33 protein-coding genes and 1 pseudogene are annotated in these 24,223 nt (G+C 55.6%); 29 read left to right on the forward strand and 5 right to left on the reverse strand.

Annotated features, from left to right (window positions below; all coding sequences use genetic code 11):
* The first annotated feature begins 64 nt into the window (after positions 1 to 64).
* Positions 65 to 1,624: a methyl-accepting chemotaxis protein gene (locus DFO52_RS12350; RefSeq protein WP_133550473.1), complete on the forward strand. Its 1,560-nt coding sequence runs from the start codon at positions 65 to 67 to the stop codon at positions 1,622 to 1,624.
* On the opposite strand, the gene DFO52_RS12355 is transcribed toward DFO52_RS12350, so the two are convergent.
* Positions 1,621 to 2,115 carry a PadR family transcriptional regulator gene (locus DFO52_RS12355; protein WP_029741394.1) on the reverse strand — a complete coding sequence of 165 codons (495 nt, stop codon included), beginning with the start codon at positions 2,113 to 2,115 and terminating at the stop codon, positions 1,621 to 1,623. The two genes, DFO52_RS12350 and DFO52_RS12355, sit on opposite strands and share 4 nt — an antisense overlap.
* Before the next feature lie 147 nt (positions 2,116 to 2,262).
* Between DFO52_RS12355 and DFO52_RS12360 the strand changes: the two genes are divergently transcribed.
* Positions 2,263 to 3,027: a siderophore-interacting protein gene (locus tag DFO52_RS12360; RefSeq protein ID WP_133550474.1), complete on the forward strand. Its 765-nt coding sequence runs from the start codon at positions 2,263 to 2,265 to the stop codon at positions 3,025 to 3,027.
* Here the strand turns inward: DFO52_RS12360 and DFO52_RS12365 are convergent, their stop codons facing one another.
* Positions 3,028 to 4,197: a DNA repair protein gene (locus DFO52_RS12365; RefSeq protein WP_133550475.1), complete on the reverse strand. Its 1,170-nt coding sequence runs from the start codon at positions 4,195 to 4,197 to the stop codon at positions 3,028 to 3,030.
* Positions 4,198 to 4,629: 432 nt separating this feature from the next.
* Here DFO52_RS12365 and DFO52_RS12370 point away from each other — a divergent pair, with 432 nt between their 5' ends.
* Complete coding sequence (locus tag DFO52_RS12370) at positions 4,630 to 5,133, forward strand: hypothetical protein (protein ID WP_084492154.1); 504 nt, start codon at positions 4,630 to 4,632, stop codon at positions 5,131 to 5,133.
* Positions 5,130 to 5,477 (forward strand): hypothetical protein, encoded by a 348-nt coding sequence (locus DFO52_RS12375; protein ID WP_133550476.1) that lies wholly within the window; start codon positions 5,130 to 5,132, stop codon positions 5,475 to 5,477. The genes DFO52_RS12370 and DFO52_RS12375 overlap by 4 nt, the downstream gene beginning before the upstream one ends.
* Positions 5,478 to 5,532: 55 nt before the next feature.
* On the opposite strand, the gene DFO52_RS12380 is transcribed toward DFO52_RS12375, so the two are convergent.
* A complete protein-coding gene (locus DFO52_RS12380) occupies positions 5,533 to 6,108 on the reverse strand; it encodes a phage repressor protein CI (RefSeq protein ID WP_133550477.1) in 576 nt (191 codons plus the stop codon).
* Positions 6,109 to 6,335: 227 nt separating this feature from the next.
* On the opposite strand from DFO52_RS12380, the gene DFO52_RS12385 reads away from it, so the two are divergent.
* The 17 genes from DFO52_RS12385 (at position 6,336) to DFO52_RS12465 (ending at position 16,329) form a co-directional block, all read left to right on the forward strand.
* The gene (locus tag DFO52_RS12385; protein WP_133550478.1) at positions 6,336 to 6,674 is read left to right on the forward strand and encodes a DUF5347 domain-containing protein; all 339 of its coding nucleotides are present in this window, start codon (positions 6,336 to 6,338) and stop codon (positions 6,672 to 6,674) included.
* Between the two features lie 68 nt (positions 6,675 to 6,742).
* The gene (locus DFO52_RS12390) at positions 6,743 to 6,970 is read left to right on the forward strand and encodes a DUF2732 family protein (RefSeq protein WP_029741400.1); all 228 of its coding nucleotides are present in this window, start codon (positions 6,743 to 6,745) and stop codon (positions 6,968 to 6,970) included.
* Entirely contained in the window at positions 6,970 to 7,191 is a 222-nt protein-coding gene (locus tag DFO52_RS12395) for a TraR/DksA family transcriptional regulator (RefSeq protein ID WP_059347618.1), read from the forward strand. Before DFO52_RS12390 ends, DFO52_RS12395 begins: the two co-directional genes overlap by 1 nt.
* A gap of 1 nt (position 7,192) precedes the next feature.
* Complete coding sequence (locus tag DFO52_RS12400; protein ID WP_133550479.1) at positions 7,193 to 9,382, forward strand: replication endonuclease; 2,190 nt, start codon at positions 7,193 to 7,195, stop codon at positions 9,380 to 9,382.
* A 109-nt stretch (positions 9,383 to 9,491) separates the two neighbouring features.
* A complete protein-coding gene (locus tag DFO52_RS12405; protein WP_029741403.1) occupies positions 9,492 to 9,932 on the forward strand; it encodes a DinI-like family protein in 441 nt (146 codons plus the stop codon).
* Between the two features lie 179 nt (positions 9,933 to 10,111).
* The gene (locus DFO52_RS12410) at positions 10,112 to 10,315 is read left to right on the forward strand and encodes a tail protein X (RefSeq protein ID WP_023309248.1); all 204 of its coding nucleotides are present in this window, start codon (positions 10,112 to 10,114) and stop codon (positions 10,313 to 10,315) included.
* Positions 10,306 to 10,527 carry an HP1 family phage holin gene (locus DFO52_RS12415; protein ID WP_029741404.1) on the forward strand — a complete coding sequence of 74 codons (222 nt, stop codon included), beginning with the start codon at positions 10,306 to 10,308 and terminating at the stop codon, positions 10,525 to 10,527. Before DFO52_RS12410 ends, DFO52_RS12415 begins: the two co-directional genes overlap by 10 nt.
* Positions 10,511 to 11,020, forward strand: a complete 510-nt coding sequence (locus tag DFO52_RS12420) for a lysozyme (RefSeq protein ID WP_133550480.1) — start codon at positions 10,511 to 10,513, stop codon at positions 11,018 to 11,020. The genes DFO52_RS12415 and DFO52_RS12420 overlap by 17 nt, the downstream gene beginning before the upstream one ends.
* Positions 11,017 to 11,442 carry an Rz-like lysis system protein LysB gene (gene lysB / locus DFO52_RS12425; protein WP_133550481.1) on the forward strand — a complete coding sequence of 142 codons (426 nt, stop codon included), beginning with the start codon at positions 11,017 to 11,019 and terminating at the stop codon, positions 11,440 to 11,442. The genes DFO52_RS12420 and lysB overlap by 4 nt, the downstream gene beginning before the upstream one ends.
* On the forward strand, positions 11,330 to 11,575 hold the full coding sequence (gene lysC, locus DFO52_RS23300; protein ID WP_229226321.1) for an Rz1-like lysis system protein LysC: 246 nt from the start codon (positions 11,330 to 11,332) through the stop codon (positions 11,573 to 11,575). The genes lysB and lysC overlap by 113 nt, the downstream gene beginning before the upstream one ends.
* Positions 11,538 to 12,005 carry a phage tail protein gene (locus DFO52_RS12435; protein ID WP_133550482.1) on the forward strand — a complete coding sequence of 156 codons (468 nt, stop codon included), beginning with the start codon at positions 11,538 to 11,540 and terminating at the stop codon, positions 12,003 to 12,005. Before lysC ends, DFO52_RS12435 begins: the two co-directional genes overlap by 38 nt.
* A gap of 112 nt (positions 12,006 to 12,117) precedes the next feature.
* Positions 12,118 to 12,759, forward strand: a complete 642-nt coding sequence (locus DFO52_RS12440; RefSeq protein ID WP_047646380.1) for a phage baseplate assembly protein V — start codon at positions 12,118 to 12,120, stop codon at positions 12,757 to 12,759.
* A complete protein-coding gene (locus DFO52_RS12445; RefSeq protein ID WP_047646379.1) occupies positions 12,756 to 13,106 on the forward strand; it encodes a GPW/gp25 family protein in 351 nt (116 codons plus the stop codon). Before DFO52_RS12440 ends, DFO52_RS12445 begins: the two co-directional genes overlap by 4 nt.
* 5 nt (positions 13,107 to 13,111) lie before the next feature.
* Positions 13,112 to 14,020 (forward strand): baseplate assembly protein, encoded by a 909-nt coding sequence (locus tag DFO52_RS12450; RefSeq protein WP_054830242.1) that lies wholly within the window; start codon positions 13,112 to 13,114, stop codon positions 14,018 to 14,020.
* A complete protein-coding gene (locus tag DFO52_RS12455) occupies positions 14,013 to 14,621 on the forward strand; it encodes a phage tail protein I (RefSeq protein ID WP_029741411.1) in 609 nt (202 codons plus the stop codon). Before DFO52_RS12450 ends, DFO52_RS12455 begins: the two co-directional genes overlap by 8 nt.
* Positions 14,618 to 15,730 carry a phage tail protein gene (locus tag DFO52_RS12460; RefSeq protein ID WP_133550483.1) on the forward strand — a complete coding sequence of 371 codons (1,113 nt, stop codon included), beginning with the start codon at positions 14,618 to 14,620 and terminating at the stop codon, positions 15,728 to 15,730. The genes DFO52_RS12455 and DFO52_RS12460 overlap by 4 nt, the downstream gene beginning before the upstream one ends.
* Positions 15,730 to 16,329, forward strand: a complete 600-nt coding sequence (locus tag DFO52_RS12465) for a tail fiber assembly protein (RefSeq protein WP_133550484.1) — start codon at positions 15,730 to 15,732, stop codon at positions 16,327 to 16,329. Before DFO52_RS12460 ends, DFO52_RS12465 begins: the two co-directional genes overlap by 1 nt.
* On the opposite strand, the gene DFO52_RS12470 is transcribed toward DFO52_RS12465, so the two are convergent.
* Together DFO52_RS12470 and DFO52_RS12475 are read right to left on the reverse strand one after the other, a co-directional pair.
* Positions 16,301 to 16,915: a tail fiber assembly protein gene (locus tag DFO52_RS12470; protein WP_133550485.1), complete on the reverse strand. Its 615-nt coding sequence runs from the start codon at positions 16,913 to 16,915 to the stop codon at positions 16,301 to 16,303. The genes DFO52_RS12465 and DFO52_RS12470 overlap by 29 nt on opposite strands.
* Positions 16,915 to 17,370, reverse strand: a pseudogene (locus DFO52_RS12475) (tail fiber protein). Before DFO52_RS12475 ends, DFO52_RS12470 begins: the two are co-directional and overlap by 1 nt.
* Positions 17,371 to 17,423: 53 nt before the next feature.
* Between DFO52_RS12475 and DFO52_RS12480 the strand changes: the two are divergent.
* The 8 genes from DFO52_RS12480 to DFO52_RS12515 are packed head-to-tail and all read left to right on the forward strand — an operon-like array spanning position 17,424 to position 24,209.
* Positions 17,424 to 18,017, forward strand: a complete 594-nt coding sequence (locus tag DFO52_RS12480; protein WP_133550486.1) for a recombinase family protein — start codon at positions 17,424 to 17,426, stop codon at positions 18,015 to 18,017.
* 58 nt (positions 18,018 to 18,075) lie between these two features.
* Positions 18,076 to 19,263: a phage tail sheath protein gene (locus DFO52_RS12485; RefSeq protein WP_047646375.1), complete on the forward strand. Its 1,188-nt coding sequence runs from the start codon at positions 18,076 to 18,078 to the stop codon at positions 19,261 to 19,263.
* Positions 19,264 to 19,274: 11 nt separating this feature from the next.
* Positions 19,275 to 19,793 carry a phage major tail tube protein gene (locus DFO52_RS12490; protein WP_023309235.1) on the forward strand — a complete coding sequence of 173 codons (519 nt, stop codon included), beginning with the start codon at positions 19,275 to 19,277 and terminating at the stop codon, positions 19,791 to 19,793.
* Between the two features lie 56 nt (positions 19,794 to 19,849).
* Complete coding sequence (locus DFO52_RS12495; RefSeq protein ID WP_023309234.1) at positions 19,850 to 20,158, forward strand: phage tail assembly protein; 309 nt, start codon at positions 19,850 to 19,852, stop codon at positions 20,156 to 20,158.
* Between the two features lie 32 nt (positions 20,159 to 20,190).
* A complete protein-coding gene (locus DFO52_RS12500) occupies positions 20,191 to 20,310 on the forward strand; it encodes a GpE family phage tail protein (RefSeq protein ID WP_023616176.1) in 120 nt (39 codons plus the stop codon).
* Positions 20,303 to 22,582: a phage tail tape measure protein gene (locus DFO52_RS12505; RefSeq protein WP_133550487.1), complete on the forward strand. Its 2,280-nt coding sequence runs from the start codon at positions 20,303 to 20,305 to the stop codon at positions 22,580 to 22,582. Before DFO52_RS12500 ends, DFO52_RS12505 begins: the two co-directional genes overlap by 8 nt.
* A gap of 11 nt (positions 22,583 to 22,593) precedes the next feature.
* Entirely contained in the window at positions 22,594 to 23,058 is a 465-nt protein-coding gene (locus tag DFO52_RS12510; protein WP_133550488.1) for a phage tail protein, read from the forward strand.
* Positions 23,055 to 24,209: a phage late control D family protein gene (locus DFO52_RS12515; protein WP_133550489.1), complete on the forward strand. Its 1,155-nt coding sequence runs from the start codon at positions 23,055 to 23,057 to the stop codon at positions 24,207 to 24,209. The genes DFO52_RS12510 and DFO52_RS12515 overlap by 4 nt, the downstream gene beginning before the upstream one ends.
* Positions 24,210 to 24,223 lie beyond the last annotated feature (14 nt).

Genomic DNA, 24,223 nt, shown 5'->3' on the forward strand with positions numbered 1-24,223 from the left:
AGTTAGCGAAATCGTTACCGATAACAGCGATCGTCTGAGAAATAATCACATCGATGGAGAAAATATGTTCTTACATGACGTAAAGATCGGCACGAAATTATTTCTGGCGTTTGGGTTCTTTATTGTCCTGATGGCGATCAGCGCGAGCCTGTCTCTGCTGAGCCTGAACCGGGCTAATAACGGGATGCAATCGATTATTACCAGCGATTATCCGACCACGGTAAAAGCGAACCAGTTAATCGATAACTTTCAGGAATTTATTAGCACTCAACAGCTGATGCTGCTGGACGAGCAGGGCACTTACACGGGGCAATCTCAGCAGCGCCTGAAGGAGATCAGCGAGCACATCACGGTGATCCTGGGCGAGCTGAACAACGCGCTGCAGGATCAAAAGTCTCAGCAGGTGCTGGCGGAAATCCGCAGCGTGCGCCAGCAGTATCTGGACTCGCGCTACCGCATTTTGCAGGCGGTGCAGAACAACAATCGTGCGGGCGCTATTCAGGAGATGATGACCACCACCCTCGCCGTGCAGCAGGCTTATAAAGCGAAGGTGAAGGAACTGATTACCATTCAAAACAGCGAGATGCAGAGTGCAGGCGCGCAGGTGGAAGGGGATTTCAGGTCTAACCGCCTGCTGCTGATCGTGCTCACGCTCTTTAGCGTTGCGGCAGGCAGCCTGATCGGCTGGTTTATCGTGCGCGCTATCACTCGGCCGCTTGGCGAGGCGGTGCATTTTGCGAAAGCCATTTCTGAGGGCGATCTGACGGGCAGCATCAAGCCTCACGGCAAAGACGAAACGGGTCTGCTGCTGCATGCGCTGATGGAGATGAAAACGCGACTGCTGGACATTGTGCAGCAGGTGCAAACCGGCTCGGAGAATATCTCCAGCGCAGCCGCGCAGATTGTCGCCGGGAACCAGGATCTGGCCGCGCGCACGGAAGAGCAGGCAAGTTCTGTAGAACAGACCGCCGCCTCGATGGAGCAGATCACCGCGACGGTGAAAAATACCGCCTCGCATACCGGGGAAGCGACCAACCTCTCGGCGGATGCCGCCACGGTGGTTAAAAACAACGGCGAGATGATGAAGCAGGTGACCAGCAAAATGCGCCTGATTAACGAGACGTCGAACCGGATGTCCGACATTATCGACCTGATCGACGCCATTGCGTTCCAGACCAACATTCTGGCGCTGAACGCGGCGGTGGAAGCGGCGCGCGCCGGCGAGCACGGTCGCGGCTTTGCGGTGGTGGCGGGTGAAGTTCGCCAGCTTGCCCAGAAGAGCGCGTCGTCTGCCAGCGAAATCCGCGAGCTGATTGAGAGCTCTACCAGCCAGACCCAGGACGGGATGAACCTGGTTGAAAAAGCGAGTGCGTTGATTAATGGGATGGTCGGCAACGTGGAAGAGATGGACGCGATCCTGCGCGAAATTCGCCAGGCCAGCCACGAGCAGACGGAAGGTATCTCGCAGATTAACAGCGCGATTGGCCTGATCGATGCCACCACCCAGCAGAACTCCGCGCTGGTGGAGGAGTCTGTGGCTGCAGCAGCATCGCTTAACGAACAGGCGATGCACCTGAAAGAGCTGGTGCGCGTCTTCCGCGTGAGCGAGCACGCGACGGCTTAGTCCAGCTGGGAGATCTCGAGTGCCGCGCGGTCAATAACGCCGATAATCTGCTTGAGCTGCGCGTCGCTGAGCTCTCCCTGATTCACCTTCAGATCTAACACCGCTTTGAAGTTATCCAGCGCCCGTTTCATCTGCGGGTTTTTGCGCAGCTGAAAACCGACGGAACGGGCTTTGATACGCACCTGGATCTGTTCCAGCTGCTCCCGGTTTTCGTCCAGCCAGCGTTGTCCTTCAGCGGTAATCGTAATCGTCTTACGACCGTTCTCTTCTTCCGTAATGGTGATAAAGGTTTGATCCTGAAGATAATCCAGGGTCGGGTAGATCACGCCTGGGCTCGGGGTGTAATTCCCCTGAGTCAAATTCTCGATCTCTTTGATCAGCTCGTAGCCGTGGCTCGCGCTGCGGGTCAGGATATCCAGAATCACCAGTCGCAGATCGCCGTGGCCGAAAAAGCGCGGTCGGCGCCCGCCGCTGTCGTGTTCGTGTCGCATAGTAGCTCTCTCAATTTGATATATCTAAACTATATCTAAGATATATTCAGATGCAATCTAAAAGATCTTGCATTTTTTCTTATTAGTAATCATTATCATTTGAAAAATGATTTAGATATATCGTATTCACCAGAGAAGGGGCTAAAAATGGCATCTACCCGTTACCCACAGCGTGTTCGTAATGACCTGCGCTTTCGCGAGCTGACGGTGCTCCGCGTTGAGCGCCCCAGCGCGGGTTTCCAGCGCATTGTTTTAGGCGGCGAGGCGCTGGAGGGCTTTAGCTCCCGCGGTTTCGACGACCATACAAAAGTCTTTTTCCCGGCTCCTGGGGCGGTATTTGTACCGCCGGTGGTCACCGATGAAGGCATCGACTGGGGAGACGGCGTACGTCCTCAGACGCGCGACTACACGCCGCTGTACGACGAGGCAAACCATGAGCTGGTGCTCGATTTCTTCGTTCATGACGGCGGCATTGCCAGCAGCTGGGCGGTCGAGGCGAAAGCGGGTGACAGGCTGACCATCGGCGGCCCGCGCGGTTCGCTGGTGGTGCCGGAGGATTACGCCTGGCAGCTGTACGTGTGCGACGAGTCCGGCATGCCCGCGCTGCGCCGACGCCTGGAGAGCATTACTAAACTGCCGGTTCGCCCGGAAATTCATGCGGTAGTGACGGTCGGGGACGAATCTTATAAAGACTATCTGGCACACCTGAGCGAATTCAACATCACCTGGGTGGTGGGCCATAGCGAGCAGGCGGTAGCGGACCATCTGGCGGCGCTGACCGTTCCTGGTGAAGACTATTTCATCTGGCTGACCGGGGAAGGGAAGGTAGTGAAGACGCTGAGCCGTCAGTTTGAAACCGATGCGATTGACCAGCAGCTGGTGCGTGCCAGCGCATACTGGCACGCCAAATAATCAGGCGGCGGAATCCAGCTGCGCTTCGCTCACCTGATGTTCGAGCGAGGCGCGGACCTCGTGCAGGGCTTTCTCCTGCTGAGCGAAGTACGCTTCCATATTGTTCAGCGACGAGACCAGAAGCCAGGACTCCTCTTTCTCAAGCTCCGCCAGCTCGTTCACTAAAATGTCTATCTGCTCGCGAACCTGCGCCATTTTTTTGCGGATGCGTTCCAGATCGTTCAGCCTGTCGCTTGCCATCAATGGCTCAAAGCCCTGCTGCAGGCGGGCCACCAGTGAGCGAATGGTTTTGACGTCGCCACGCTGCTTCGCCTGGTTGAGCTGGACCATCATCGCGTTGGCTTCTTCTTTCAGGTCATCCGCCACCAGATCCGGGTGGCAGAGCTTGCTCGCCTGCCGCCAGAGACGCTTCAGCTCGTTCCGATCCTCTTCCGAAAGATCCTTACCCTTGCGCAGCCGCACTTCGGCATCGTGATGCTGCTCGCGATATTTCTCGTACTCTTCGTTAGCGTCGTCGCGCGCCTGACGCGCAGGCTCCTCTTCGCGCGTTAAGCCGCTCTCCAGCTCCAGCGCTTCGGCCAGCAGGTTGGCAATCAGATTGCTTTGCTGCTCCAGATGCTTACGCGCCTCAGCGGCCTGGACGGAGTCGGCCGGGAGATCGCGCCAGCGCTGGGTGAGCGTCGCCAGCACCTCTACCGCCTGCGCCATATAGCGCTGGCAGCGACGGTAATCTTCCTCACGGCGACGCGCTTCCGCCTGCTGACGGCGCAGGTTCAGCTCGGCCAGGGTTTTACGCAGGGCGAGGATCTGCTGCATCAGCGGCCCGAGGCGAGAGAAATAGAGATCGTTGAACTCATCAAGCTGCTGCACCCGGGCGTTGCGGCGGTCAATCAGATCGCGCAGACGTTCTTCCAGCGCCTTCAGCTCCAGTTTGCTGGCGGCCACCTTCGGATCGCGCCACTGGGTCACGGCGCGCTGGCCCTGCAGCCAGGCGGTAATTGCCACCATCGCAGCGGTGTAGTTCTTCTTTTCAAGCGCCACGACGATTGCCTGTAGCTCATCGTCAAACGCTTCATTTTTCAGCCGTGTCAGCTGGCTCTGGATGATGTCGTCATCTTCCAGTTCAATGGCATTTTTAATGATTTCTAGCCGTTTGATCGGTGTGCTCATGATGCCTTTCGCTTTGGCGCTTAAGTATTTGAGTTAAGGTTAGTTGTTGTAAAAGCTACAGGAAATAATACACACGGATGATGATCGGCGCGATGGGGGATTTCTTTAGTTTTTAGGGTTTGTGAGTAAAGAGACAGGATGGTTTGCGTTCCCCGTTTCCGCTCTGCCAATGCTTCCACGCTGCGCCATGGTGTTCGCAGCGCTTTCCATGCCTGAGGAGCATCATATAGCAATGGGCATTTCATTGTACAAATCGTATTAGTGAATTCCTCAAAATCCAACGTCACGCTCATTTTTATTACACTAAACCTAAATTTATTTTTTTTAGTTGACCTTTATATCTATGAGTGATTTGTTAATAACATTCCGGGATGTTAATGCCCCGGCATTGTCTCCCGGGAAATAAGCAATGGTATATATAAAGGTAACGGTATGCGATTTTTAAAATATATAATTATTCCAGCAATAGTGAGTCTTTCTGGCTGTAGCACTTTCTTTCCTGAGCCGAAAATGTACACGCCTCCTCCGAATAGCGAGGATGTGGCTAAGATTCGCCTCATTGGCCCGCCGATGAGTTATGGCATCTATCAGTATGATAAGGCAGGTAAAGAAACTGGTGGGTGGGTACTTAAGCACAATCGCTATCTGAACCCTTTCCTTGGGTCGACAAAAGATATTGGTCTCCCTAAAGTGACGGGCAAAAAATATGATAAAGACTATTTTGAAACGCTGATTGTTCCAGACGAAAAAACGACTGTTCAGCACGCTTTATACCAGGGATGTAATGTATCGCTCACCTTCACGCCAGAAAAGAAAAAGATTTACGAAGGTCATATTAGCTATAGCGATAAAACGGGATATTGCGTGCTTTATATGAAAGAGGTCGCGCTGGATACCGTCAATGGTATTTATATTGAAAAGGATTTTGTACAGTGAGAACCATGAATGTCTTAGGCGTGGCGTTAGTCTGTCTCCTGAACACCTCTTGTGCATCAAACTACGATGGAACCAAGGCAACAAGCCTGGCGCAGTATTCTGAAAAAGAGATAAAGCAGAAGCTGATCCCAGAGGTCACGACCCGCAAAGATGTACTGATTGCTTTTGGCGTGCCTGCAAATACGGCTGACTACAATAATACGCGCCACTGGGAATATACGTCGCAGATCCTCGACCGTCGTATCTATCTCATCATTCCACTTAATCTGGACCGCAAGCAGCAGCTGTCCATTGATTTTTCTGACAAAGGAATTCTGACTTCATACAACTACATCGAAAAATAACGTTTAAAATCAATCAAAAGGCTGACGAGCGTCGTCAGCCTTGAATCTTGCACCCTCAGCTAACCTCGCTGTAAATCCCCACCACGCGACCCACCGTTTTTATCTCGTCGATACCGCATTCAAACGGAACCTTGCCGCCCGCCACGTGGAGTTTTTTACCCGGCAGCAGCGTGAGGTCGCGGATGCTGGCGGTGCCTTCAATCTCAACCAGCCACAGGCCGTCGGTTAACGATGCCTCTTTTTCAATAAAGTGCAGCTTCCCCTCCGCCCGAACGGCGATGCCGCGAGCCAGCGGTTTGCTAAAGAAACCAGAATCGATACTCAAAGTAGTATTTTTTTCCAGCTTTCCATCACTCAGTGTGAATGTGGAAACCGAAACCGGATCGCCCGGCGCGGGGTTACCTTCAAACTGCGCGCCTTGTCCGGTCATCAGCCAGCGGAGGCTGGCGCCGGTGTCCAGCGCGCACTGAACCGCAAAGTCGTAAGAGACGGTACCGCGCGCGTAGCGGTTCTGAAGCGAGCTGGCGGCGATATTAAAGTACCGGGCCAGCTGGATTTTCTGCGTGAAACCATATACCTGACAGATTCTATCGAGTAACTCTTCATTATTCACTTGAGAATCTAAAATCAAAATATATTCCTTTGGGTGTTTACTAATACTCATTTGGGTATTAGTATCATTACAAATTCGGGCAATCAGCGGCAGGCGTTGGCAAACAGAGGCTAATGATTGCAGACATTATCAAAATGGGAATCATGCAGCATGGCATCTGAAATCGCAATCATCAAACGGCGGAAAAAACCGTGCTGTGCCCGTTTTCAGCGCACTAGCGTGCGTGAATTTACGCGAGGGGAGATATGGCGATAGAAGCTGCCCGTGCAAGGGTTCCACTTAGCGTGGGAGCGCGTCTTAGCGGGCTTAACCACGTCGCTGAACTGCGCGCCCGATACGGGAGCGATAGCGGAAAAGAGCTGGCGCGGTTTATGGCTGAAATGCGCGACAGGCGCGATCCCTGTTTTGAGGAGAACAGCAGGGCGCTGGCGGCCCTCTTTTTCCTGGCGAGATTGCCCGCCACCCGCCACGAGTGCGATATCAGCGAGCTGACGACCGAAGAGAAACGGGCGCTGATTAATGCCATGAACCATTTTCGTGCTGTTGTGAGTTTATTTCCTGAACGGCTGACCATGCCGATATAACCCAACCCAAAAACTAATGGCGTAAACCCGCCGGGCACCCTATTGCCTGAAATTAAGGAGAACGCGTGATGCGAAACAGTGAAAACCGCCCTTATCCCACCGGAAGTGAAGAACTGAAACGCCTGCTGGCAGAGGCAAAAACAGAGGAACGATGCGCGCGAGCCCTCGCGGTCTCCCTGCGTCTGGAGGCGCTGGCGAGCCATATCTACAAAACCGGCATGAGCGGAGAAGACGTTGCCGAATTGCTGTGCCACGAGGCGGCTCGCTATGAGCGTGAATCCCAGGAGCTGCACTGATGGCCGATTTTATCGATCTTGCGCAGGCGCGCGAGCAGGAAGACAGAGAGCGATACATTAATCGCGCCCGCAGACGACCCGTATCGCCTTCGCGTTTCCTCTGCGAGGACTGCGAGGCGCCGATACCGGAGGCGCGCCGAATAGCGGTGCCCGGCGTAGCCCTGTGCGTAACCTGCCAGGAGATCGCAGAGATAAAAAATAAACACGTCCGGGGAGGATAAGTTGGCTACGTCATTTGCTTATCCGTGGAATGCCCCACGGTCGGCCATTGCCAGCCCTTATCTCACCCATGCCCAACAGCAGCGCCGCGATCGCCTTTTCGCGGCGCTGCAGCAGGCAAGAATTGCCCTCTCACAGCAGCCCGACTGCGTACGCTTCGAAATCTGGCGCACGGTTGACGCCCTCGAACAGCATCGGGGCAGCCCGCAGGCCAACGCCTTTTTGATCCGCTTCTGCAAAAGGATATTGCCTCGCCTGCGGCGGGTCTCTGAACGTTATGCCTGCACAGGCCTGCACGACGAAGTCTCCAGGGCCGTGTTCGACGGTCATTTCGACACTCAGCTTCTGCAATACCTCGCCTCGCGGATGGTCGAACTGGTTGCCCGCTATAACCGCCTTCCGGATATGACCCGCGCGGACATCGACCTGCTTGCCGCAGATATCGCCAGCTTTATTCGCGGCGAGCTGGCGAATATTAACGATGCTGAAATGGGCGAATACCAGACGCTGTACGTCTGGTATCAGCGCGCCGGACTGATTGCCCGGCAGTTCAACGTGTCGCCTCCGCACTGGGAGCGGGTGTCGAAGACGTTTTTCAACAAAGATGACGTTGCCGCGGCGGTGATCCGCATGTTTTCCGAGGCGTGGTGGCGCGGGCGTCTGCGTCGGGTCGCGGCTGCCTGGCGCGAGCATTTGCAGATTGCCCTCGGCAACGTCAGCAAAAAGAGAACGGCGTATGCGAGCAAACGCTGCGTGACCGAGTGGCGCGAGCAGAAGCGCCGCACGCGCGAATTTCTCAAGGGCATGGAGCTGGAAGATGAAGAGGGCAACCGCATCAGCCTGATTGAAAAATACGACAGCTCGGTGGCCAACCCGGCGATACGTCGCTGTGAACTGATGACCCGTATCCGCGGGTTTGAAAATATTTGTGAGGCGCTGGGCTACGTGGGCGAGTTCTATACCTTAACCGCGCCCGCGCAGTATCACGCGACGCTGAAATCAGGTTTCCCCAGCGCGAAGTGGAACGGGGCCAGCCCGGCGGATACACAAATCTACTTTACCCGTCTCTGGGCGCGTATCCGCGCAAAGCTCCACCGGGACGGGCGCCGTATTTTTGGTATCCGCGTTGCGGAACCCCACCACGACGGTACGCCCCACTGGCACATGCTGATGTTTATGCTGCCGGAAGACGTCGAATGCGTTCGCCGGATTATCGGGGATTATGCCCGGCAGGAGGATGCCGTTGAGCTACGGAGCGAAAGCGCCAGACAGGCGCGCTTTCACTCGGACGCGATCGATCCGCAGAAAGGCAGCGCTACCGGCTATATCGCCAAATACATCTCAAAGAATATCGACGGCTATGCGCTCGATGGCGAGACCGATAGCGAAAGCGGCGGGCTGCTGAAGGAGACGGCGTCCGCCGTGTCGGCCTGGGCAGGGCGCTGGCACATTCGCCAGTTTCAGTTCATCGGCGGCGCGCCGGTAACGGTCTACCGCGAGCTGCGGCGTCTGGTGGATACCGAGGCCGCGCGCGGTCTGAGCGTTGAGTTTGCCGCCGTCCAGGAGGCTGCCGACGCCGGGGACTGGGCGGGTTACGTTACCGCGCAGGGCGGGCCGTTTGTGCGTCGCGATGATTTACAGGTGCGCACGCTGTATGAACCGCACGCCGGGTTTAACCAGTACGGCGAGGAAACGGTCCGCATCCGCGGCGTGTACGATTCCGCCGTTGGCGCGGGCAGCCCAGTTTTAACCCGGCTCACGCAGTGGAAAATTGTGCCGAAGCGGGCCGCAGATCTTAAGGACGCGCCCGTATCCTCTCGGAGTTCTGTCAATAACTGTACGCAGACCGATCTTTCTCAACCCCTCAGCCGACGTGCAAGACGGGCGTTAACCGAACGCATCAAATTCATCCGCCCTGGCGCTACAGCGCCCGTCGTCTTCGCGAGCGACCCGCAGAACGGGGTTCCGGAGAAGGTGATCGATGAGATACGGCTCGCCACCGGGATAGCCATCAGTCGGGCAGAAGCCCTGCATCTGATGGCGGGAGGCATCAGCCGCTTTAACGATAAATGGTGCAGGGGCGCAGCTGACGGATCGCTATTTCCGGCACCGTGTTCTTACCAGCAAAAGGCGCGGAAAATCCTTGAACGTATTGGGTATTTAACGGATCTCTTCGCCCAGAGAGCCCGCTAATCTCCATCCATATCATGTACATACCGTCAAGGGTTCTGATTTTTCGCTTCACTCTTTTTATGAATACGTGCTACTGTATGTTTATACAGTATCTCGTGGTGGAGGTTGTGTGGACAGAGAGTTGAACGAGCAGGTCATGATTGAACGAGTCGAGCTGATTGCGCGACTGACGACGGAAGGAACGTGTCAGGAAAGAGATCGTGAGATTGCCCTGAATTTGATTGCTGAGATTGCGCGGGGAAATTTAATCAAGAACAACGCATTTACCGTTGTGTTCTCAGCATCGCCTGTTCCGGAACGAATCAAAAAAGAGGGCAACGTTCGGGTGAACATTACTCTCGATAAAGATCAGCAGATTGGCCATGCCGTCGTTGAGGCCTTTCAGTGCGAACTGACCCGCAGAATACGATCCCTGTTTCCGTCATCGCGGGTGAATGTGAAAATCGGATCGGTGACGGGGGTCGAGCTCCAGGGGCTTGAAAAAGAAGCCGATCGCGAGGCGCTGGACGCTATCCTCCGGGAAGTCTGGGAAGACGAGAGCTGGCGCTAGCCCCGGCGTCATCGCCCGTACCAACACCCTCATTCCTGTTTTGCGCTTCCGTTGAATCACGCTTCGCCTCTCGCGGACGATCTGTTGTGCCCGCGATTGTCCATCCGTCAGCGATAGCGAAAAGCCTTCTGGCCCGGGAAACTCTAGGGTACCTGGAAACCGGATGTTGGGAGCGTCTGATGAAAATCTATGCAATGCAGGGGGACACGCTTGATGCCGTTTGCGCCCGCTTTTATGGGCGCACGGCTGGCGTCGTTGAAGCCGTTCTGAAGGCCAATCCTGGCCTCGCGGAGTTAGGCGTTATCTTGCCTCACGGCACGCCGGTAGAGATGCCGGAGGTGAATAGCGCCCCCACAAAAGAATCCGTAAACCTATGGGACTGAGCCTGGAGAAAATCACCACGTTTATCGCCTACTGGCTGGCCGTGGCGCTGGCCTGGTTCGGGGCGATGTCTCCTGAAAAAGTCGCGCTGTACGTGGGGAGTCTGTGCGCCATTTTTACCGCGCTGACGAATTACTGGTTTAAGCGAAAAACCTGGCGCTATCTCCAGTCTCTTGGCCTCGATAAGAAGAGCATTCGTGAACTCAATCATTAAGCGTTGCAGCGTCGCCGGCGTGCTGGCCCTGGCGGTGCTGATGCCTGACTTTCGATTACTGAAAACGTCCCCGGAGGGGCTGGCGTTGATTGCCGATCTCGAAGGATGTCGCCTCTCGCCCTACCGGTGCAGCGCCGGGGTCTGGACGTCAGGCATTGGGCATACGGCAAACGTTGTGCCGACGCGGGACATTACCGAGCGTGAGGCCGCGGTAAATCTGGTCGCTGATGTGCTCAACGTTGAGCGGCGTCTGGCGGCGTGTGCGCCGGTAGATATGCCGCCCCGGGTCTACGACGCGCTGGTGAGTTTTACCTTTAATGTCGGCGCAGGCGCCGCCTGCCGTTCGACGCTGGTGTCCTTTATCAAGCATAAACAGTGGCCGCAGGCATGCGGGCAGCTTACCCGCTGGGTGTACGTCAACGGCGTCAAAAATGCCGGTCTGGAAAACCGTCGCGTCCGCGAGAAGGCCTGGTGCATGAAGGGGCTACCGTGAGAACCCTCATGCTGGCGCTGGCCGGGCTGCTGGCCATCACGCTGTGGCTTCGTCATGACAACCTGAACCTGTCCCGTTCCTTAGCCACGGCCAACTGGGTCGCCAGCGAGCAAAAAACGGCCCTCGCCACGCTTAACCAGCAGCTGTCCCTGTCGCAGCGGATGTCCAGAGCAAATGAAAATGCCCAGGTCAGGCTCCGTGAGGAGCTTGTCACCGCGGGCGAGGAGAGGGCAAGACGGGAAGCGACTATCGGGAGATTACTCAATGAAAATGAAGCGTTACGCCGCTGGTATACCGCTCAGCTGCCTGATGCTGTCCGCAGGCTGCACACCCGCACCGCCTGCGCCTCCGCAGCCCATTGTTTACAACGCCTGCCCGAAGGTGAGCCGCTGCCCGATGCCGGGAAGCGAGCCCGCCACTAACGGCGATCTCAGCGCGGATATTCGCAGGCTGGAATACGCCCTTATCGCCTGCGCGCTGCAGGTTGAAACCATCAAAGACTGTCAGGATAAACTCGATGCACAAACTCAAGAGCCTGCGTCAGGCATTAATTGACGCGATCCCCCAACTCAATGCCAACCCGGAGCGCCTGCAGATGTCGGTCGGAGGCGGCAATATTGACGCCCGCCAGGCCTCCTCGCTCTCCTTTGAAAAGCAGTATGTGCTGAACGCGAAGGTTAGCGGCTTCACCGGCGACAGCGAGGGATTTTTCGTCCCGGTGCTGGCCTGGCTTCGGGAAAACCAGCCGGATATTTTTACCCTCGATGAAGGACGCAAAAACGGTTACACCTTCGCGATCGTCTTAAACGATGACGATACGATGGATATCACCATCAGCGTGCAATTAACCGAGCGTATTCTTGTTTCCCAGGAGCAGGGCGCTCTGCACGCGACGTATTCCCCCGAGCCGCCGCTGCCGGAGCCCGTCACGCGGCCGAAGGCGCTGTACGTCAACGGCGAGCTGGTCAGCCAGTGGGAGGACTGATTTCCCCGCGCTGAAGGCCGCTATTCGCCTGCCGTCTTGACCGCTTGTTGTATCATCCCGCAGAAAACCCCGTCTCGTTGCTGCCGTTCCTCCTGAACGGCATTCTCTTCTCATGAATACATTAACTTCCATGAACGGCATCGCTCGCGCGATCCGCAATCTTATTCGTATCGGTGTTGTGACCGATGTTGACCTCAACAGAGGGCTTTGTCGTGTCCAGACCGGCGGGATGAAAACCACCTGGCTGAACTGGCTAACCTGTCGTGCGGGACGTTCGCGCGTCTGGTGGGCTCCTTCCGAGGGAGAGCAGGTGCTGCTGCTGGCCATCGGCGGCGAGCTTGATACCGCCTTTGTGCTGCCCGGCATTTTCTCTGACGACCATCCGGCGCCGTCCGGGTCACCTGACGCGTTCCACGTCTCGTTCCCTGACGGCGCGGTGATCGAGTACGAACCCGGGCGCGGGGCGCTGACGGTTGCAGGCATTAAAACGGCCGACATTACCGCCTCTGAATCGCTGACCGCCACCGTGCCGGAGGTGAGGGTGACGTCAACGTCCCGCATCACGCTGGATACGCCTGAAGTGGTGTGTACCAACAAGTTAATTACTGCCTCTCTTGAAGTGCAGAAGGGCGGCGTGATGGCCGGAAATATTGAGCATTCCGGCGGTAAATTCACCTCAAACGGGGTGCAGGTGGATAACCACGCGCACGGCAGTGTGCAAAGCGGCGGAAGCTGGACTAAGGGGACACAATGACGGTGCGTTACAGGGGGATGAACAGGCAGACCGGACTGAGCATTTCAGAGGTTGAACACATCCGGCAAAGCGTGCGCGACATTCTGGTTACGCCGATTGGCTCGCGGGTCATGCGGCGGGATTACGGCTCGCTGCTGGCGGCGATGATCGACAGGCCGCAGAGCCCGGCGCTGCGTCTGCAAATCATGGCCGCCTGTTATTCCGCCATCCAGAAATGGGAGCCGCGGATAAGCCTGACGGCCATCACTTTCGAGCGTTCGGAGAACGACGGGACGTTGTATGTCGATATCACCGGCACGCGCCCGACCTCCGGGCAATCCTTATCTATCACCATTTCACTGAGTTAAACGCTATGGCTATTGTTGATCTGAGCCAGCTCGCCGCGCCTGATGTCGTGGAGGAGGTGGATTATGAAACGCTGTTGGCAGAACGAAAGGCCACCTTTGTCTCCCTCTACCCGGAAGAGGAGCGAGAGGCGATTGCACGGACGCTGACGCTGGAATCCGAGCCGATTGTGAAGCTGCTGCAGGAGAATGCCTACCGGGAAGTCATCTGGCGCCAGCGGGTTAATGAGGCTGCGCTGGCCGTGACGCTGGCCTATTCTTCCGGTCACGATCTGGACGTTATTGCGGCAAACAATAATACCGAACGCCTGACCATCACCCCGGGCGATGACACTACCATTCCGCCAACGGCTGCCGTCATGGAGTCTGACGCTGACCTGCGACTGCGCGCGCAGCAGGCATTTGAGGGATTGAGCGTCGCGGGGCCGGTTGGAGCCTATGAATATCATGGTCGAAGTGCCGACGGACGGGTCGCTGACGTTTCGGTTGAAAGCCCTCAGCCTGCACATGTGACGATTTCGGTGTTATCCCGTGAGGGTGATGGTACCGCTCGTCCTGAACTACTGGCGGTTGTTGAAAAAGCGCTTAATGCTGAAACCGTCCGCCCCGTAGGCGATCGTGTAACGGTCCAGTCGGCAGAAATTGTACCTTACCAGATAAACGCGACGCTCTACGTTTATCCCGGACCAGAGTCTGAACCCATCAGGCAAGCAGCGGAGCAGAAGCTGCAGAATTATATCAGCGCACAGCATCGCCTTGGACGCGATATCCGTCTGTCGGCCATCTATGCAGCACTTCACGTTGAAGGCGTGCAGCGCGTTGAGCTGGAATCTCCCCACTCTGACATTGTACTGAGTAAGTCGCAGGCCTCGAACTGTACCTCGTATCAGATAGCGATCGGGGGTTCGGATGAGTGAAAGGCTATTACCCGTTGGGTCATCACCGCTGGAAGTCGCCGCTGCCGCAGCGCTCTCGAATATTGAACGAGTGCCGGTACCGCTACGCACCTTATGGAACCCCAGCGCGTGCCCGGTGAATTTACTTCCCTATCTGGCATGGGCGCTGTCGGTAGACCGTTGGGATGAGGCGTGGCCGGAGAGCACGAAGCGCAGCGTCATTATGTCCTCGTTTTTCGTCCATCAGCACAAAGGAACCATCAGCGCATTGCGTCGTGTGGTGGAACCGCTTGGTTTCTTGATTGAGGTGCGCGAGTGGTGGCAGCTCGGTGAGGAGCCAGGCACGTTCCGTCTGGTTGTCGGTGTGCTTGATAACGGCATCACTGACGAAATGTATCAGGAGCTTGAACGGCTCATTGAGGATGCCAAACCGGCAAGTAGACATATGACCGGGCTGGCTATCAGCCTGAGCTCAACGGGAGAGTTTTATGTCGGCGCAGGATGCTATCACGGCGATGCGCTGGCTGTTTACCCCTATACCACCGAGGAACTTATTGTCGGTGGTGATTATTACCCGGCCTCGGCCATCCATTTGATTGATAACCTGAGAGTGAACGCATGACCGCAAAATATTTTGCCATACTGACGAATCAGGGCGCGGCGCGGCTAGCTAACGCGACGGCACTTGGTACGCAACTCAACCTGACGCAAATGGCGGTAGGCGACGCCAACGGAACGTTGCCAACCCCCGACCCGGCGCAGACGAAGCTCGTCAACCAAAAACGCATAGCGCCGCTGAACCTGCTCGCTGTTGACCCAAACAATACCAGCCAGATTATCGCTGAACAGATTATTCCCGAGAATGAGGGCGGTTTCTGGATCCGAGAGATCGGTCTCTATGACGACGACGGCATTCTGATCGCCGTGGCTAACTGCCCGGAGACATACAAGCCTCAGCTGCAGGAAGGCAGCGGTCGCACGCAGACCATCCGCATGATTCTGATTGTGTCGAGCACATCGTCAATTTCCCTGAAAATTGATCCCTCAGTTGTGCTGGCAACGCGTCAGTACGTTGACGATAAAGTTATCGAGGTTAAAGGCTACGCTGATGATCAGATGAAAAAGCATATTGCTGCTGATAATCCGCATAAACAGTACCCATTAATCGCCAATGCGTTAAAAGAAATTGCCGATGCGGGGTTGAGCGCTGAGGTTCTCAAAAACCTTGGTTTAGGAGAAGGGTCAGCTTTGCCTGTCGGTGTACCCGTTCCGTGGCCGTCAGCAAATCCACCGACGGGGTGGCTTAAATGCAACGGAGCGGCATTCACAGCCTCCCAATATCCGAAACTAGCGCTTGCCTATCCAACCCTCAAACTGCCAGATCTTCGCGCTGAGTTTATCCGTGGCTGGGATGATGGGCGCGGAGTTGATACTGGAAGGGAAATACTGTCAAGCCAAGAGCATACTGTCATATCCCACAACCACGCGATTCCTACGACGGTTAATTCTCCAACTTCCATCCCTCCCGGTGTAGAGCAGGTGATAGCAAATGAAACTATTTTTTCTCCTGCAGCTCAATACGGATGTGACTATTGGGCTAATGGAGGTAGGACATTCACCTATATGTCTGGCGGCAAAAATGGAGCGGAGAACATCAATGATGTTTCATCAATGAAAACTGAAACCCGGCCGCGCAACGTCGTATTTAACTATATTGTGAGAGCTGCATAATGGCTAAGGCAAAATTAAATCAAAACATGATCGCCGTGGTGGCCGGGGAAATCACTGTCTATAACTACGATGGCGAGACACGAGAATACCTGTCTTCATCCGTTGAATATCTGGCAGTTGGTGTTGGCCTGCCTGCTAATTCGTGCATTGATGCTCCGGGCAAAATCAAGGAAGGTTTTACTGTTTGCAGTACTGTGGATGGCAAAAGCTGGGAATACATTGTCGACCATCGCGGCGAGACGGTATACAGCACAACGACAGGTGAGAAAGTTATCATCACCATGCCGGGGGAGTATCCGAAAAATACCACTACGCAGGCCCCGTCCACACCATACGATAAGTGGAACGGTATCCAATGGGTGACGGACACGACAGCGCGGCACGCTGCGGACGTGATGGCAGCAGAACAGATGAAAGCTGTGTTATTGGCGGAGGCGACGGCAATCATTGCACCCCTGGCAGATGCTCAGGCTAGGGGATATATTGACGACGCAGATATGCCGCGCCTTGCTGAGTGGCAGCGGTACCGTTACAAACTGAATAAAGTCGATACCAGTACCGCGCCTGAAATTAACCTTCCGCCGAAGCCGGAGGTATAGGCCAGCTGATTTCTGGTGCGCTGGAAGGGTTTGTATCATCCAGCGCATCAAGATAGTCCAACCACAGATTATACTGTGCCAGTTCTTCTACCTTCAGACGCCCAATAGCTGCTTTACCGGGCCATTGTTTACTGTTGATGTAATCATTGGCTTTATCGATCCAGGACTTTTTTTCAGTTTCAGCACTGGCGACATTTGCTAAATGTCGGGCATTCAAATCTGTAACCCATTTGCTGCCATCCCATTTATCGTATGGTGTGGCTGGAGCATGGGTGGTTGTATTTTCCGGGTAATCTCCTGGCAAAGTAATGGTAAAGGGCTCGCCGGTTTCAGTGTTATACACCGTTTCACCACGGTGATTTATGACATATTCCCACGCGGCAAAATTGGCTACCCGGCAAATTACAAAGCCTTCTTTTTTATTTCCCGGTGCGTCAATGCAAGAGTTAGCGGGAATCCCCACGCCAACAGGCAAAGTCTCCACTGATTCGGAGAGATATTCGCGCGTTTCACCGTCATAATTAAATACAGTAATATCACCGGCCATAATGGCGATATGTTCATTGTTTAATTTTGCCATCACCATTATGCAGCCCTTACAATGTAGTTGAATGCAATGTTACGTGGGCGAGCGCCAAACGATGACTTTTGCCCTGTAATTGAAGAAATCATCCCAGAGGTACTAATATGTGACCATTACGGACTATTGTCGACAACGCTATCGAAATCACTCACAGCAATATAAGCAGTTCCATCAGAATAACCGCCAACAAACATCCCAATCCCGGAACCAAACTGAGCTGACAGCAGCCGCCTTCCGCTATCTATTCCTCTGCCATCATCCCAGCCACGGATAAACTCAGCGCGAAGATCTGGCAGTTTGAGGGTTGGATAGGCAAGCGCTAGTTTCGGATATTGTGCAGCCGTAAATGCCGCGCCGTTGCATTTGAGCCATCCCGTCGGTGGAGTTGCTGACGGCCACGGAACGGGTACACCGACAGGCAAAGCTGACCCTTCTCCTAAACCAAGGTTTTCGAAAATGCGTGTTTATCCATTAAATGGCATGATTTCCGGTTTTGACGGAGAGAAATACCATGCTTATTGGATACATACGCGTGTCAACAAATGAACAAAACACCGCCTTACAGCGTGACGCGCTGCAGCGTTCAGGATATGAGCTGATTTTTGAAGATAAAATCAGCGGTAAATCGACAAACAGACCGGGACTTAATCATGCCCTCAGACAACTTAATGCGGGAGATACTCTCGTTGTATGGAAACTCGATCGTCTCGGGCGCAGTATGCGCCACCTTGTTTCAATGACCGAGGAACTACGCCAGCGAAGTATTAATTTCCGCAGTTTGACTGATAGCATTGATACCTCAACGCCAATGGGGCGTTTCTTCTTCCATATCATGGGGGCGCTTGCTGAAATGGAGCGTGAACTCATTGTCGAGAGGACGTGCGCCGGGCTAGCCGCAGCGCGGGAACAGGGACGAATTGGTGGCAGACGCCCTAAATTGACGCAGGATGAATGGGCTCAGGCTGGCAGGCTGATTGCTGCCGGGGAATCCCGACAGCGCGTTGCGTTAATTTTTGATGTGGGTATTTCCACGCTTTATAAAAAATTCCCCGCCACGATAGTCGGACAATCGTTGTGCCAGCGGCCGCTGGACAGGGATGGTTAGCTCATAGCAAGCCCAGCCGCGACAATATCACTCACCAACTAACCAAGGAGTTAAACGGATGAGTGATTTTCACCACGGCGTGGAAGTTATCGAAATCAACGATGGCACCCGCACCATTTCCACCGTCTCGACGGCAATCATCGGCATGGTCTGTACGGCCAGCGATGCTGACGACAAGACATTTCCTTTAAACGAGCCCGTGCTCATTACCAACGTGCAAAACGCGATTGCGAAAGCCGGCAAGGCGGGGACGCTGTCCGCTTCTCTGCAGGCGATCGCGGACCAGTGCAAACCGGTTGTCGTGGTCGTTCGCGTGGCCGAAGGCACCGCTGAAACCCCGGAAGAGGCGCGCAAGCAGACTGTTTCCAACATCATCGGTACCACAGATGAAAACGGTAAATATACCGGCCTGAAGGCGCTTCTCACGGCGAAAACGGTAACCGGCGTTAAGCCGCGTATTCTCGGCGTTCCGGGGCTGGACTCTCAGGAAGTGGCGACCGCACTGGCCGCAATGTGCCAGAGCCTGCGCGCGTTCGGCTATGTCAGCGCGTGGGGATGTAAAACCATTTCTGAGGCGATTAACTACCGCAAAAACTTCAGCCAGCGCGAGCTGATGGTTATTCATCCTGATTTTCTGGCATGGGATACCACCACGAACGCAACGACGACGGCCTGGGCTACCGCCCGTGCGCTTGGCCTGCGCGCCAAAATCGACCAGACAATTGGCTGGCATAAAACCCTGTCAAACGTTGGCGTCAACGGCGTTACCGGCGTAAGCGCCTCTGTCTCCTGGGATCTGCAGGAACAGGCTACCGATGCGAACCTGCTCAACCAGGCTGGCGTCACCACGCTTATTCGCAACGACGGCTTCAAATTCTGGGGTAACCGTACCTGTTCAGACGATCCGTTATTCGTCTTTGAAAACTACACCCGTACCGCACAGGTGCTGGCCGATACCATGGCGGAAGCGCACGCGTGGGCCATGGATAAACCCATCACGCCAACGCTTATCCGCGACATCGTTTCCGGTATTAACGCCAAGTTCCGCGAGCTGAAAACCAACGGCTATATCGTCGACGGCTCCTGCTGGTATGACCCTGACTCGAACGATGCAACCACCCTGAAAGCGGGGAAACTGTATATCGATTACGACTACACCCCTGTCCCGCCGCTGGAAAATCTGACCCTGCGCCAGCGCATCACCGATACCTATCTGGCAGACCTGTCAGATTCGGTTAACAGCTAAGGAGCTGAAGCATGGCGTTACCACGCAAACTTAAATACCTGAATATGTTCAACGATGGCCTGAGCTATATGGGCGTTGTTGAGTCTGTGACTCTACCGAAGCTTACCCGCAAACTGGAGAAGTATCGCGGCGGCGGTATGCCGGGCTCGGTCTCTGTCGACCTCGGCCTGGACGATGATGCCCTGGCGCTGGAGTGGACCGTTGGCGGTCTGCCGGACGCCGCGCTGTGGGCGCAGTATGCCTCTCCGGGCGCGGACAGCGTGCCGCTGCGCTTTACCGGCTCTTATCAGCGTGATGATACCGGCGAAATCTCCGCCGTCGAAATCGTCATGCGCGGCCGTCATAAAGAGTTTGATGGCGGTGAAAACAAGCAGGGCGAGAGCGGCACCACCAAGATGTCCACCGAGTGCGCTTACTACCAGCTGACCATTGATGGCAAAGAGATCATCGAAATCGACATCATCAACATGGTGCTCAAAGTCGATGGCGTCGATCGCCTGGCAGAACACCGTAAGGCCATCGGCCTGTAACCCTTTAACCGGCCGGGATTACCGGCCGGTGAATTAACTTTCAGAAGAGTAACGAAATGGAAAATATCAACGAGACCGCCATGAACGAAAGTGAAAACCCACATATCGTCACGCTTGATAGCCCCGTTCAGCGCGGCGAGCAAAAAATCGAAAAGGTGACTGTCGCAAAACCCAATGCGGGGACCCTGCGCGGCGTATCGCTGGCGTCGCTGGCGCAATCTGACGTCGATGCGCTGATTAAGGTGCTGCCGCGAATGACCTCGCCGGCGCTGACCGAGCATGAGGTTGCGCGCCTGGACGCCTGCGATCTGCTCTCTTTTGCAGGTAAGGTGATCGGTTTTTTGTCACCGGCTTCGGCTCGCTGAAATTTCCCGAAAATGTGTCGGTCGACGATCTGATGGCGGATATCGCGGTGATTTTTCACTGGCCGCCGTCAGAACTGTACTCCCTGAGCGTGACCGAACTCCTCTTATGGCGCGAAAAAGCGCTGCAGCGAAGCGGAAACCACCATGAGTAATAATGTCAGTCTTCAGGAGCTGCTTAAGGCAGTCGACCGGGCAACCCGACCGCTTAACGCTCTCCAGAACGCCAGCCTCACTCTCGCGAGCGATATCCGCGATGCGCAGACGGCGCTGGGGGCGCTCGATGAGCAGGCGGGGCGTATTAACGGCTTCAGAAAAGCAAATGCCCGGCTCTCCACGACGGAGCAGTCGCTTGCTCAGGCGAAACAGCAGGCAGCGGCGCTTGCGGTGCAGTTTAAAAACACGCAAAACCCCACCCAGGCGCAGGCTGATGCGCTGACTGCAGCCCGAAAATCGGCAGTCGACCTGAAGCATGAGTACAATAGCTTACGCTACTCGGTGCAGCGTCAGCGCACTGAACTCGCTCAGGCGGGAGTGAACACGCGCACTCTCTCGTCGGATGAACGTCGTTTAAAAAGTCACATCAGCGAAAAAACGCAGCAGCTTAACCGACAGCGGGATGCGCTGGCCCGCGTCAATCAGCAGCAGGAGCGGCTGAGTACCGTTCAGAATCGCTACGAGTCAGGCAAACGCGTTACCGCGCGGGTGCGTCAGCTTGCGAATGCGGGCGTGGGCATGGCAAAAGCGGGCTTTGACCAGACGTCCCGGTTTATGGCGCCTGGCATCAGCTTTGAAAAGCAGATGTCGGCCATTCAGGCAAACCTTGGCCTGGCGAAGGGGGATTCCCGGCTTGAGGCGATTCGCCAGCAGGCGCGGGAGGTCAGCGCCAGGACCGGAGTACCTGCAGATACGGTCCTCCGGGCACAAACCGAACTGACTCGTTCAGGCTATGACGCCGATGGGCTGCTTGCGGCCACCGCGCCAACGGTCAACCTCAGCCTGGCGGGGAGTGTCGACGCGGCTAAAGCGGCCGATATGATCGCCAGCACGCAGGCCGCGTATAGCCTGGCCGATACGGACGCGGGACGCATCGCAGATGTGCTTACGCGCGGTTCTACCTCTTCGAATACCAGCCTTGCTGAGATGGTGGCGGCCGTTACCTCCGCTGCGCCCGCTGCGGATGCATCCGGTATGGGGCTTGAAGAGACCACCGCGCTGCTTGGCGTTCTGGCGGAAAAAGGGATGAAAGGCGCCGCCGCGGGGGACGCGCTCAGCGCGATGTTGCGCCATGTTCAGACTCCGGATGCCATAAAAGCCGCGGGGGCGCTGGCTTCCGCTGCGGGTGATGGATCGCTTGATGAAAAACGCCAGCAGTTGCAGGGGGCAAAAGGCAGTACCGCGATTGCGGCGTCCGTGCAGACCGATAATCTTGACGGCGATATCAACCGATTCCAGGCCGCGTGGAGCGGGTTGAAGATTGATGTGTTTGATAAAGCGGATGGCGCTCTGCGCAACCTGATAACAACCGCAACCGGCTGGCTTGGCACGGCCTCCCTTTGGGTGAATGCCAACCCTGAGCTGACGCAGACTCTCGCCAGCATCGTTGTCGGCGCACAGGCGTTTGCTGGCGTACTGGGTGGCGTAGGCACGGTTATCGGCCCGGTTCTGACGGGCGTCAATATGGTTGTTACCGCAGCCGGGATGTTGGGAACGGTATTCAGCGTGGTGGGCGGCGCCATCATGACGGTGCTGGGTGCCCTTAGCTGGCCGGTGATTGCCCTTGGCGCGGCGATTGCTGCCGGCGCCTTACTGATTTTTAAATACTGGGAGCCCATCAGCGCCTTCTTTGGTGGGGTGATGGAAGGGCTTTCGACGGCTTTCGCACCGCTGGGTGCGCTGTTCTCACCGGTGATGGCGGTATTTGACTCTATCTCGGAGAAGCTGGGCGGTATCTGGCAATGGTTCACCGACTTGATTACGCCGATCAAGGCGACGCAGGAAACGCTGGATGGCTGTAAAAACGCTGGCGTGATTTTTGGTCAGGCGCTGGGCGATGCGTTAATGGCACCGCTCGATCTCTTTAATAGCCTGAGCGGCAAGGCCAGCTGGCTGCTGGAGAAGCTCGGTATTATCAAAAACGAGTCGGGCGATCTCGACGCCGCTGCGGCAAAAGCAGAAGCGGCATCCTCACCGGCGGGCAGCGCTTATATTCCGGGCGCGGGGATCTCTGGCGGCGGCCTGGGGTATCAGCCGACCATCGCTACTGGAGGACGCTCTTACGTCGATCAGAGTAAAAGCGAATATAACATCACGCTGCAGGGGGGCGCGGCCTCCGGAACGGATCTGACGCGTCAAATCCGGGAGACGATAGATAATATTGAACAGGATAAAGCGAGACGGCAGCAATCCAGCTTTATGTATAGTTGAGGAGAGAGAAAATGTTAATGGTGCTGGGTCTGTTTGTCTTTGAACGACGAACCTTACCGTATCAGTCAATGATATTCACAAAAGACTACCGCTGGGCATCCAGCGCTCGCATCGGGAAACCCAAAGCCTGGCAGTACCTTGGCGAAGGTGAGACATCCTTTAGCCTCTCCGGCTTACTTTACCCGGAACTCACGGGAGGGCGGCTTTCCCTCAAGGCGATTGAGCTGATGGCAAATGAGGGGCGGGCATGGCCGTTGATAGACGGTACCGGCATCATTCACGGCATGTTTATCATTGAGAAAGTCACGCACACGCATTCGGATTTTTACAGTGACGGTACCGCTCGAAAAATTGAGTTTACCCTGTCGCTAAAACGCGTGGACGAATCGCTGATGACGACGTTTGGCGACCTGCGAACGCAGGCCTCAGAACTGGTGGAAAGCGCACGGAATAGCATTGGAGGGCTGGTGGGATGATCACCGAAATGAATATCCGGGCGGGTGGAAAAATCGCCCCTGATTTTATGCTTAAGCTTGACGATCGTGATATCACGCAAAATTTCAGCCATCGTCTTATCAGCCTGACCATGACCGACAAACGGGGGCTGGAAGCCGATCAGCTGGATATTCTGCTGGATGATTCCGACGGGCTGCTGGACTTGCCTGCCCGGGGGGCAAGGCTGTCCTTATGGCTGGGATGGGAGGGAACCCCGCTCGAGGAGAAAGGGGACTTTACGATTGATGCGATTCATTTCCGGGGCGCGCCGGACACGCTGACCATCCAGGGATTCAGCGCAGATTTTCGTGGAAAGCTAAACGTGCGGCGCGAACAGTCGTGGCATGACACGACGATTGGCGCGATAGTCGATACCATCGCTCAGCGTAACCAGTTGACCGCCAGCGTCGCGTCGGGGCTTGCATCCATCGCCATCTCTCATATTGACCAGTCTCAGGAGACAGACGCGGCCTTCCTCTCCCGCCTTGCTGAACGTAATGGAGCATTTGTTTCAATCAAAGCCGGGAAGATTATCTTTATGAAAGCGGGCCAGGCCGTGACGGCCAGCGGCACTCCGCTTTCCTTAATGATGATTGAACGTGGGGATGGCGATAAGCACCTTTTTTCCATAACTGACCGTGAAAATTATTCCGGCGTAACGGCCAAATGGCTGCAAACGCGTGACCCCAAACAACAAAATCCTCAATTGAGTATTAATCGTCAGTCCGGAGGGCAGCAGACAGAAGCACTGCAGCACCCGGATGCCGCCGCACCGGTAGCGGGAGCAGCAGGCAAGGAGCAGAAACCGCAAGAGAGGCTGGTGGGATCGGCGGAGAACGTATTTGAGCTCACCACGGTTTATGCCTCTGAAGAGCAGGCGCTCAGGGCCGCAGAGGCTAAGTGGCGCGCGCTTCAGCGGGGAACCGTAGAGTTTTCCATCCAGCTTGCCCTGGGACGCGCCGATCTGTTCCCCGAAACGCCGGTGCTGGTAAACGGTTTTAAACGCGTCATTGACGAGCAGGCGTGGATCATCAGCGAGGTGATGCATACCCTCAACGATAGCGGATTTACCACGCAGCTTAAGCTTGAGCTGAACGTCAGCGACGAAAAATTTACTGTTGATAGTGAGTAATGTAGTTGCTATTG

It is taken from the genome of Enterobacter sp. AG326, from assembly GCF_004362415.1.
Lineage (GTDB): Bacteria > Pseudomonadota > Gammaproteobacteria > Enterobacterales > Enterobacteriaceae > Enterobacter > Enterobacter asburiae.

What these genes read in the sequence shown, in the direction of transcription:
- DFO52_RS12350 (WP_133550473.1), top strand. Translation starts at nt 65, where the DNA reads ATGTTCTTACATGACGTAAAGATCGGCACGAAATTATTTCTGGCGTTT.
- DFO52_RS12355 (WP_029741394.1), bottom strand. Translation starts at nt 2,115, where the DNA reads ATGCGACACGAACACGACAGCGGCGGGCGCCGACCGCGCTTTTTCGGC.
- DFO52_RS12360 (WP_133550474.1), top strand. Translation starts at nt 2,263, where the DNA reads ATGGCATCTACCCGTTACCCACAGCGTGTTCGTAATGACCTGCGCTTT.
- DFO52_RS12365 (WP_133550475.1), bottom strand. Translation starts at nt 4,197, where the DNA reads ATGAGCACACCGATCAAACGGCTAGAAATCATTAAAAATGCCATTGAA.
- DFO52_RS12370 (WP_084492154.1), top strand. Translation starts at nt 4,630, where the DNA reads ATGCGATTTTTAAAATATATAATTATTCCAGCAATAGTGAGTCTTTCT.
- DFO52_RS12385 (WP_133550478.1), top strand. Translation starts at nt 6,336, where the DNA reads ATGGCGATAGAAGCTGCCCGTGCAAGGGTTCCACTTAGCGTGGGAGCG.
- DFO52_RS12390 (WP_029741400.1), top strand. Translation starts at nt 6,743, where the DNA reads ATGCGAAACAGTGAAAACCGCCCTTATCCCACCGGAAGTGAAGAACTG.
- DFO52_RS12395 (WP_059347618.1), top strand. Translation starts at nt 6,970, where the DNA reads ATGGCCGATTTTATCGATCTTGCGCAGGCGCGCGAGCAGGAAGACAGA.
- DFO52_RS12410 (WP_023309248.1), top strand. Translation starts at nt 10,112, where the DNA reads ATGAAAATCTATGCAATGCAGGGGGACACGCTTGATGCCGTTTGCGCC.
- DFO52_RS12415 (WP_029741404.1), top strand. Translation starts at nt 10,306, where the DNA reads ATGGGACTGAGCCTGGAGAAAATCACCACGTTTATCGCCTACTGGCTG.
- lysC (WP_229226321.1), top strand. Translation starts at nt 11,330, where the DNA reads ATGCTGTCCGCAGGCTGCACACCCGCACCGCCTGCGCCTCCGCAGCCC.
- DFO52_RS12435 (WP_133550482.1), top strand. Translation starts at nt 11,538, where the DNA reads ATGCACAAACTCAAGAGCCTGCGTCAGGCATTAATTGACGCGATCCCC.
- DFO52_RS12440 (WP_047646380.1), top strand. Translation starts at nt 12,118, where the DNA reads ATGAATACATTAACTTCCATGAACGGCATCGCTCGCGCGATCCGCAAT.
- DFO52_RS12445 (WP_047646379.1), top strand. Translation starts at nt 12,756, where the DNA reads ATGACGGTGCGTTACAGGGGGATGAACAGGCAGACCGGACTGAGCATT.
- DFO52_RS12450 (WP_054830242.1), top strand. Translation starts at nt 13,112, where the DNA reads ATGGCTATTGTTGATCTGAGCCAGCTCGCCGCGCCTGATGTCGTGGAG.
- DFO52_RS12455 (WP_029741411.1), top strand. Translation starts at nt 14,013, where the DNA reads ATGAGTGAAAGGCTATTACCCGTTGGGTCATCACCGCTGGAAGTCGCC.
- DFO52_RS12460 (WP_133550483.1), top strand. Translation starts at nt 14,618, where the DNA reads ATGACCGCAAAATATTTTGCCATACTGACGAATCAGGGCGCGGCGCGG.
- DFO52_RS12465 (WP_133550484.1), top strand. Translation starts at nt 15,730, where the DNA reads ATGGCTAAGGCAAAATTAAATCAAAACATGATCGCCGTGGTGGCCGGG.
- DFO52_RS12470 (WP_133550485.1), bottom strand. Translation starts at nt 16,915, where the DNA reads ATGGTGATGGCAAAATTAAACAATGAACATATCGCCATTATGGCCGGT.
- DFO52_RS12480 (WP_133550486.1), top strand. Translation starts at nt 17,424, where the DNA reads ATGCTTATTGGATACATACGCGTGTCAACAAATGAACAAAACACCGCC.
- DFO52_RS12485 (WP_047646375.1), top strand. Translation starts at nt 18,076, where the DNA reads ATGAGTGATTTTCACCACGGCGTGGAAGTTATCGAAATCAACGATGGC.
- DFO52_RS12490 (WP_023309235.1), top strand. Translation starts at nt 19,275, where the DNA reads ATGGCGTTACCACGCAAACTTAAATACCTGAATATGTTCAACGATGGC.
- DFO52_RS12495 (WP_023309234.1), top strand. Translation starts at nt 19,850, where the DNA reads ATGGAAAATATCAACGAGACCGCCATGAACGAAAGTGAAAACCCACAT.
- DFO52_RS12500 (WP_023616176.1), top strand. Translation starts at nt 20,191, where the DNA reads ATGGCGGATATCGCGGTGATTTTTCACTGGCCGCCGTCAGAACTGTAC.
- DFO52_RS12505 (WP_133550487.1), top strand. Translation starts at nt 20,303, where the DNA reads ATGAGTAATAATGTCAGTCTTCAGGAGCTGCTTAAGGCAGTCGACCGG.
- DFO52_RS12510 (WP_133550488.1), top strand. Translation starts at nt 22,594, where the DNA reads ATGTTAATGGTGCTGGGTCTGTTTGTCTTTGAACGACGAACCTTACCG.
- DFO52_RS12515 (WP_133550489.1), top strand. Translation starts at nt 23,055, where the DNA reads ATGATCACCGAAATGAATATCCGGGCGGGTGGAAAAATCGCCCCTGAT.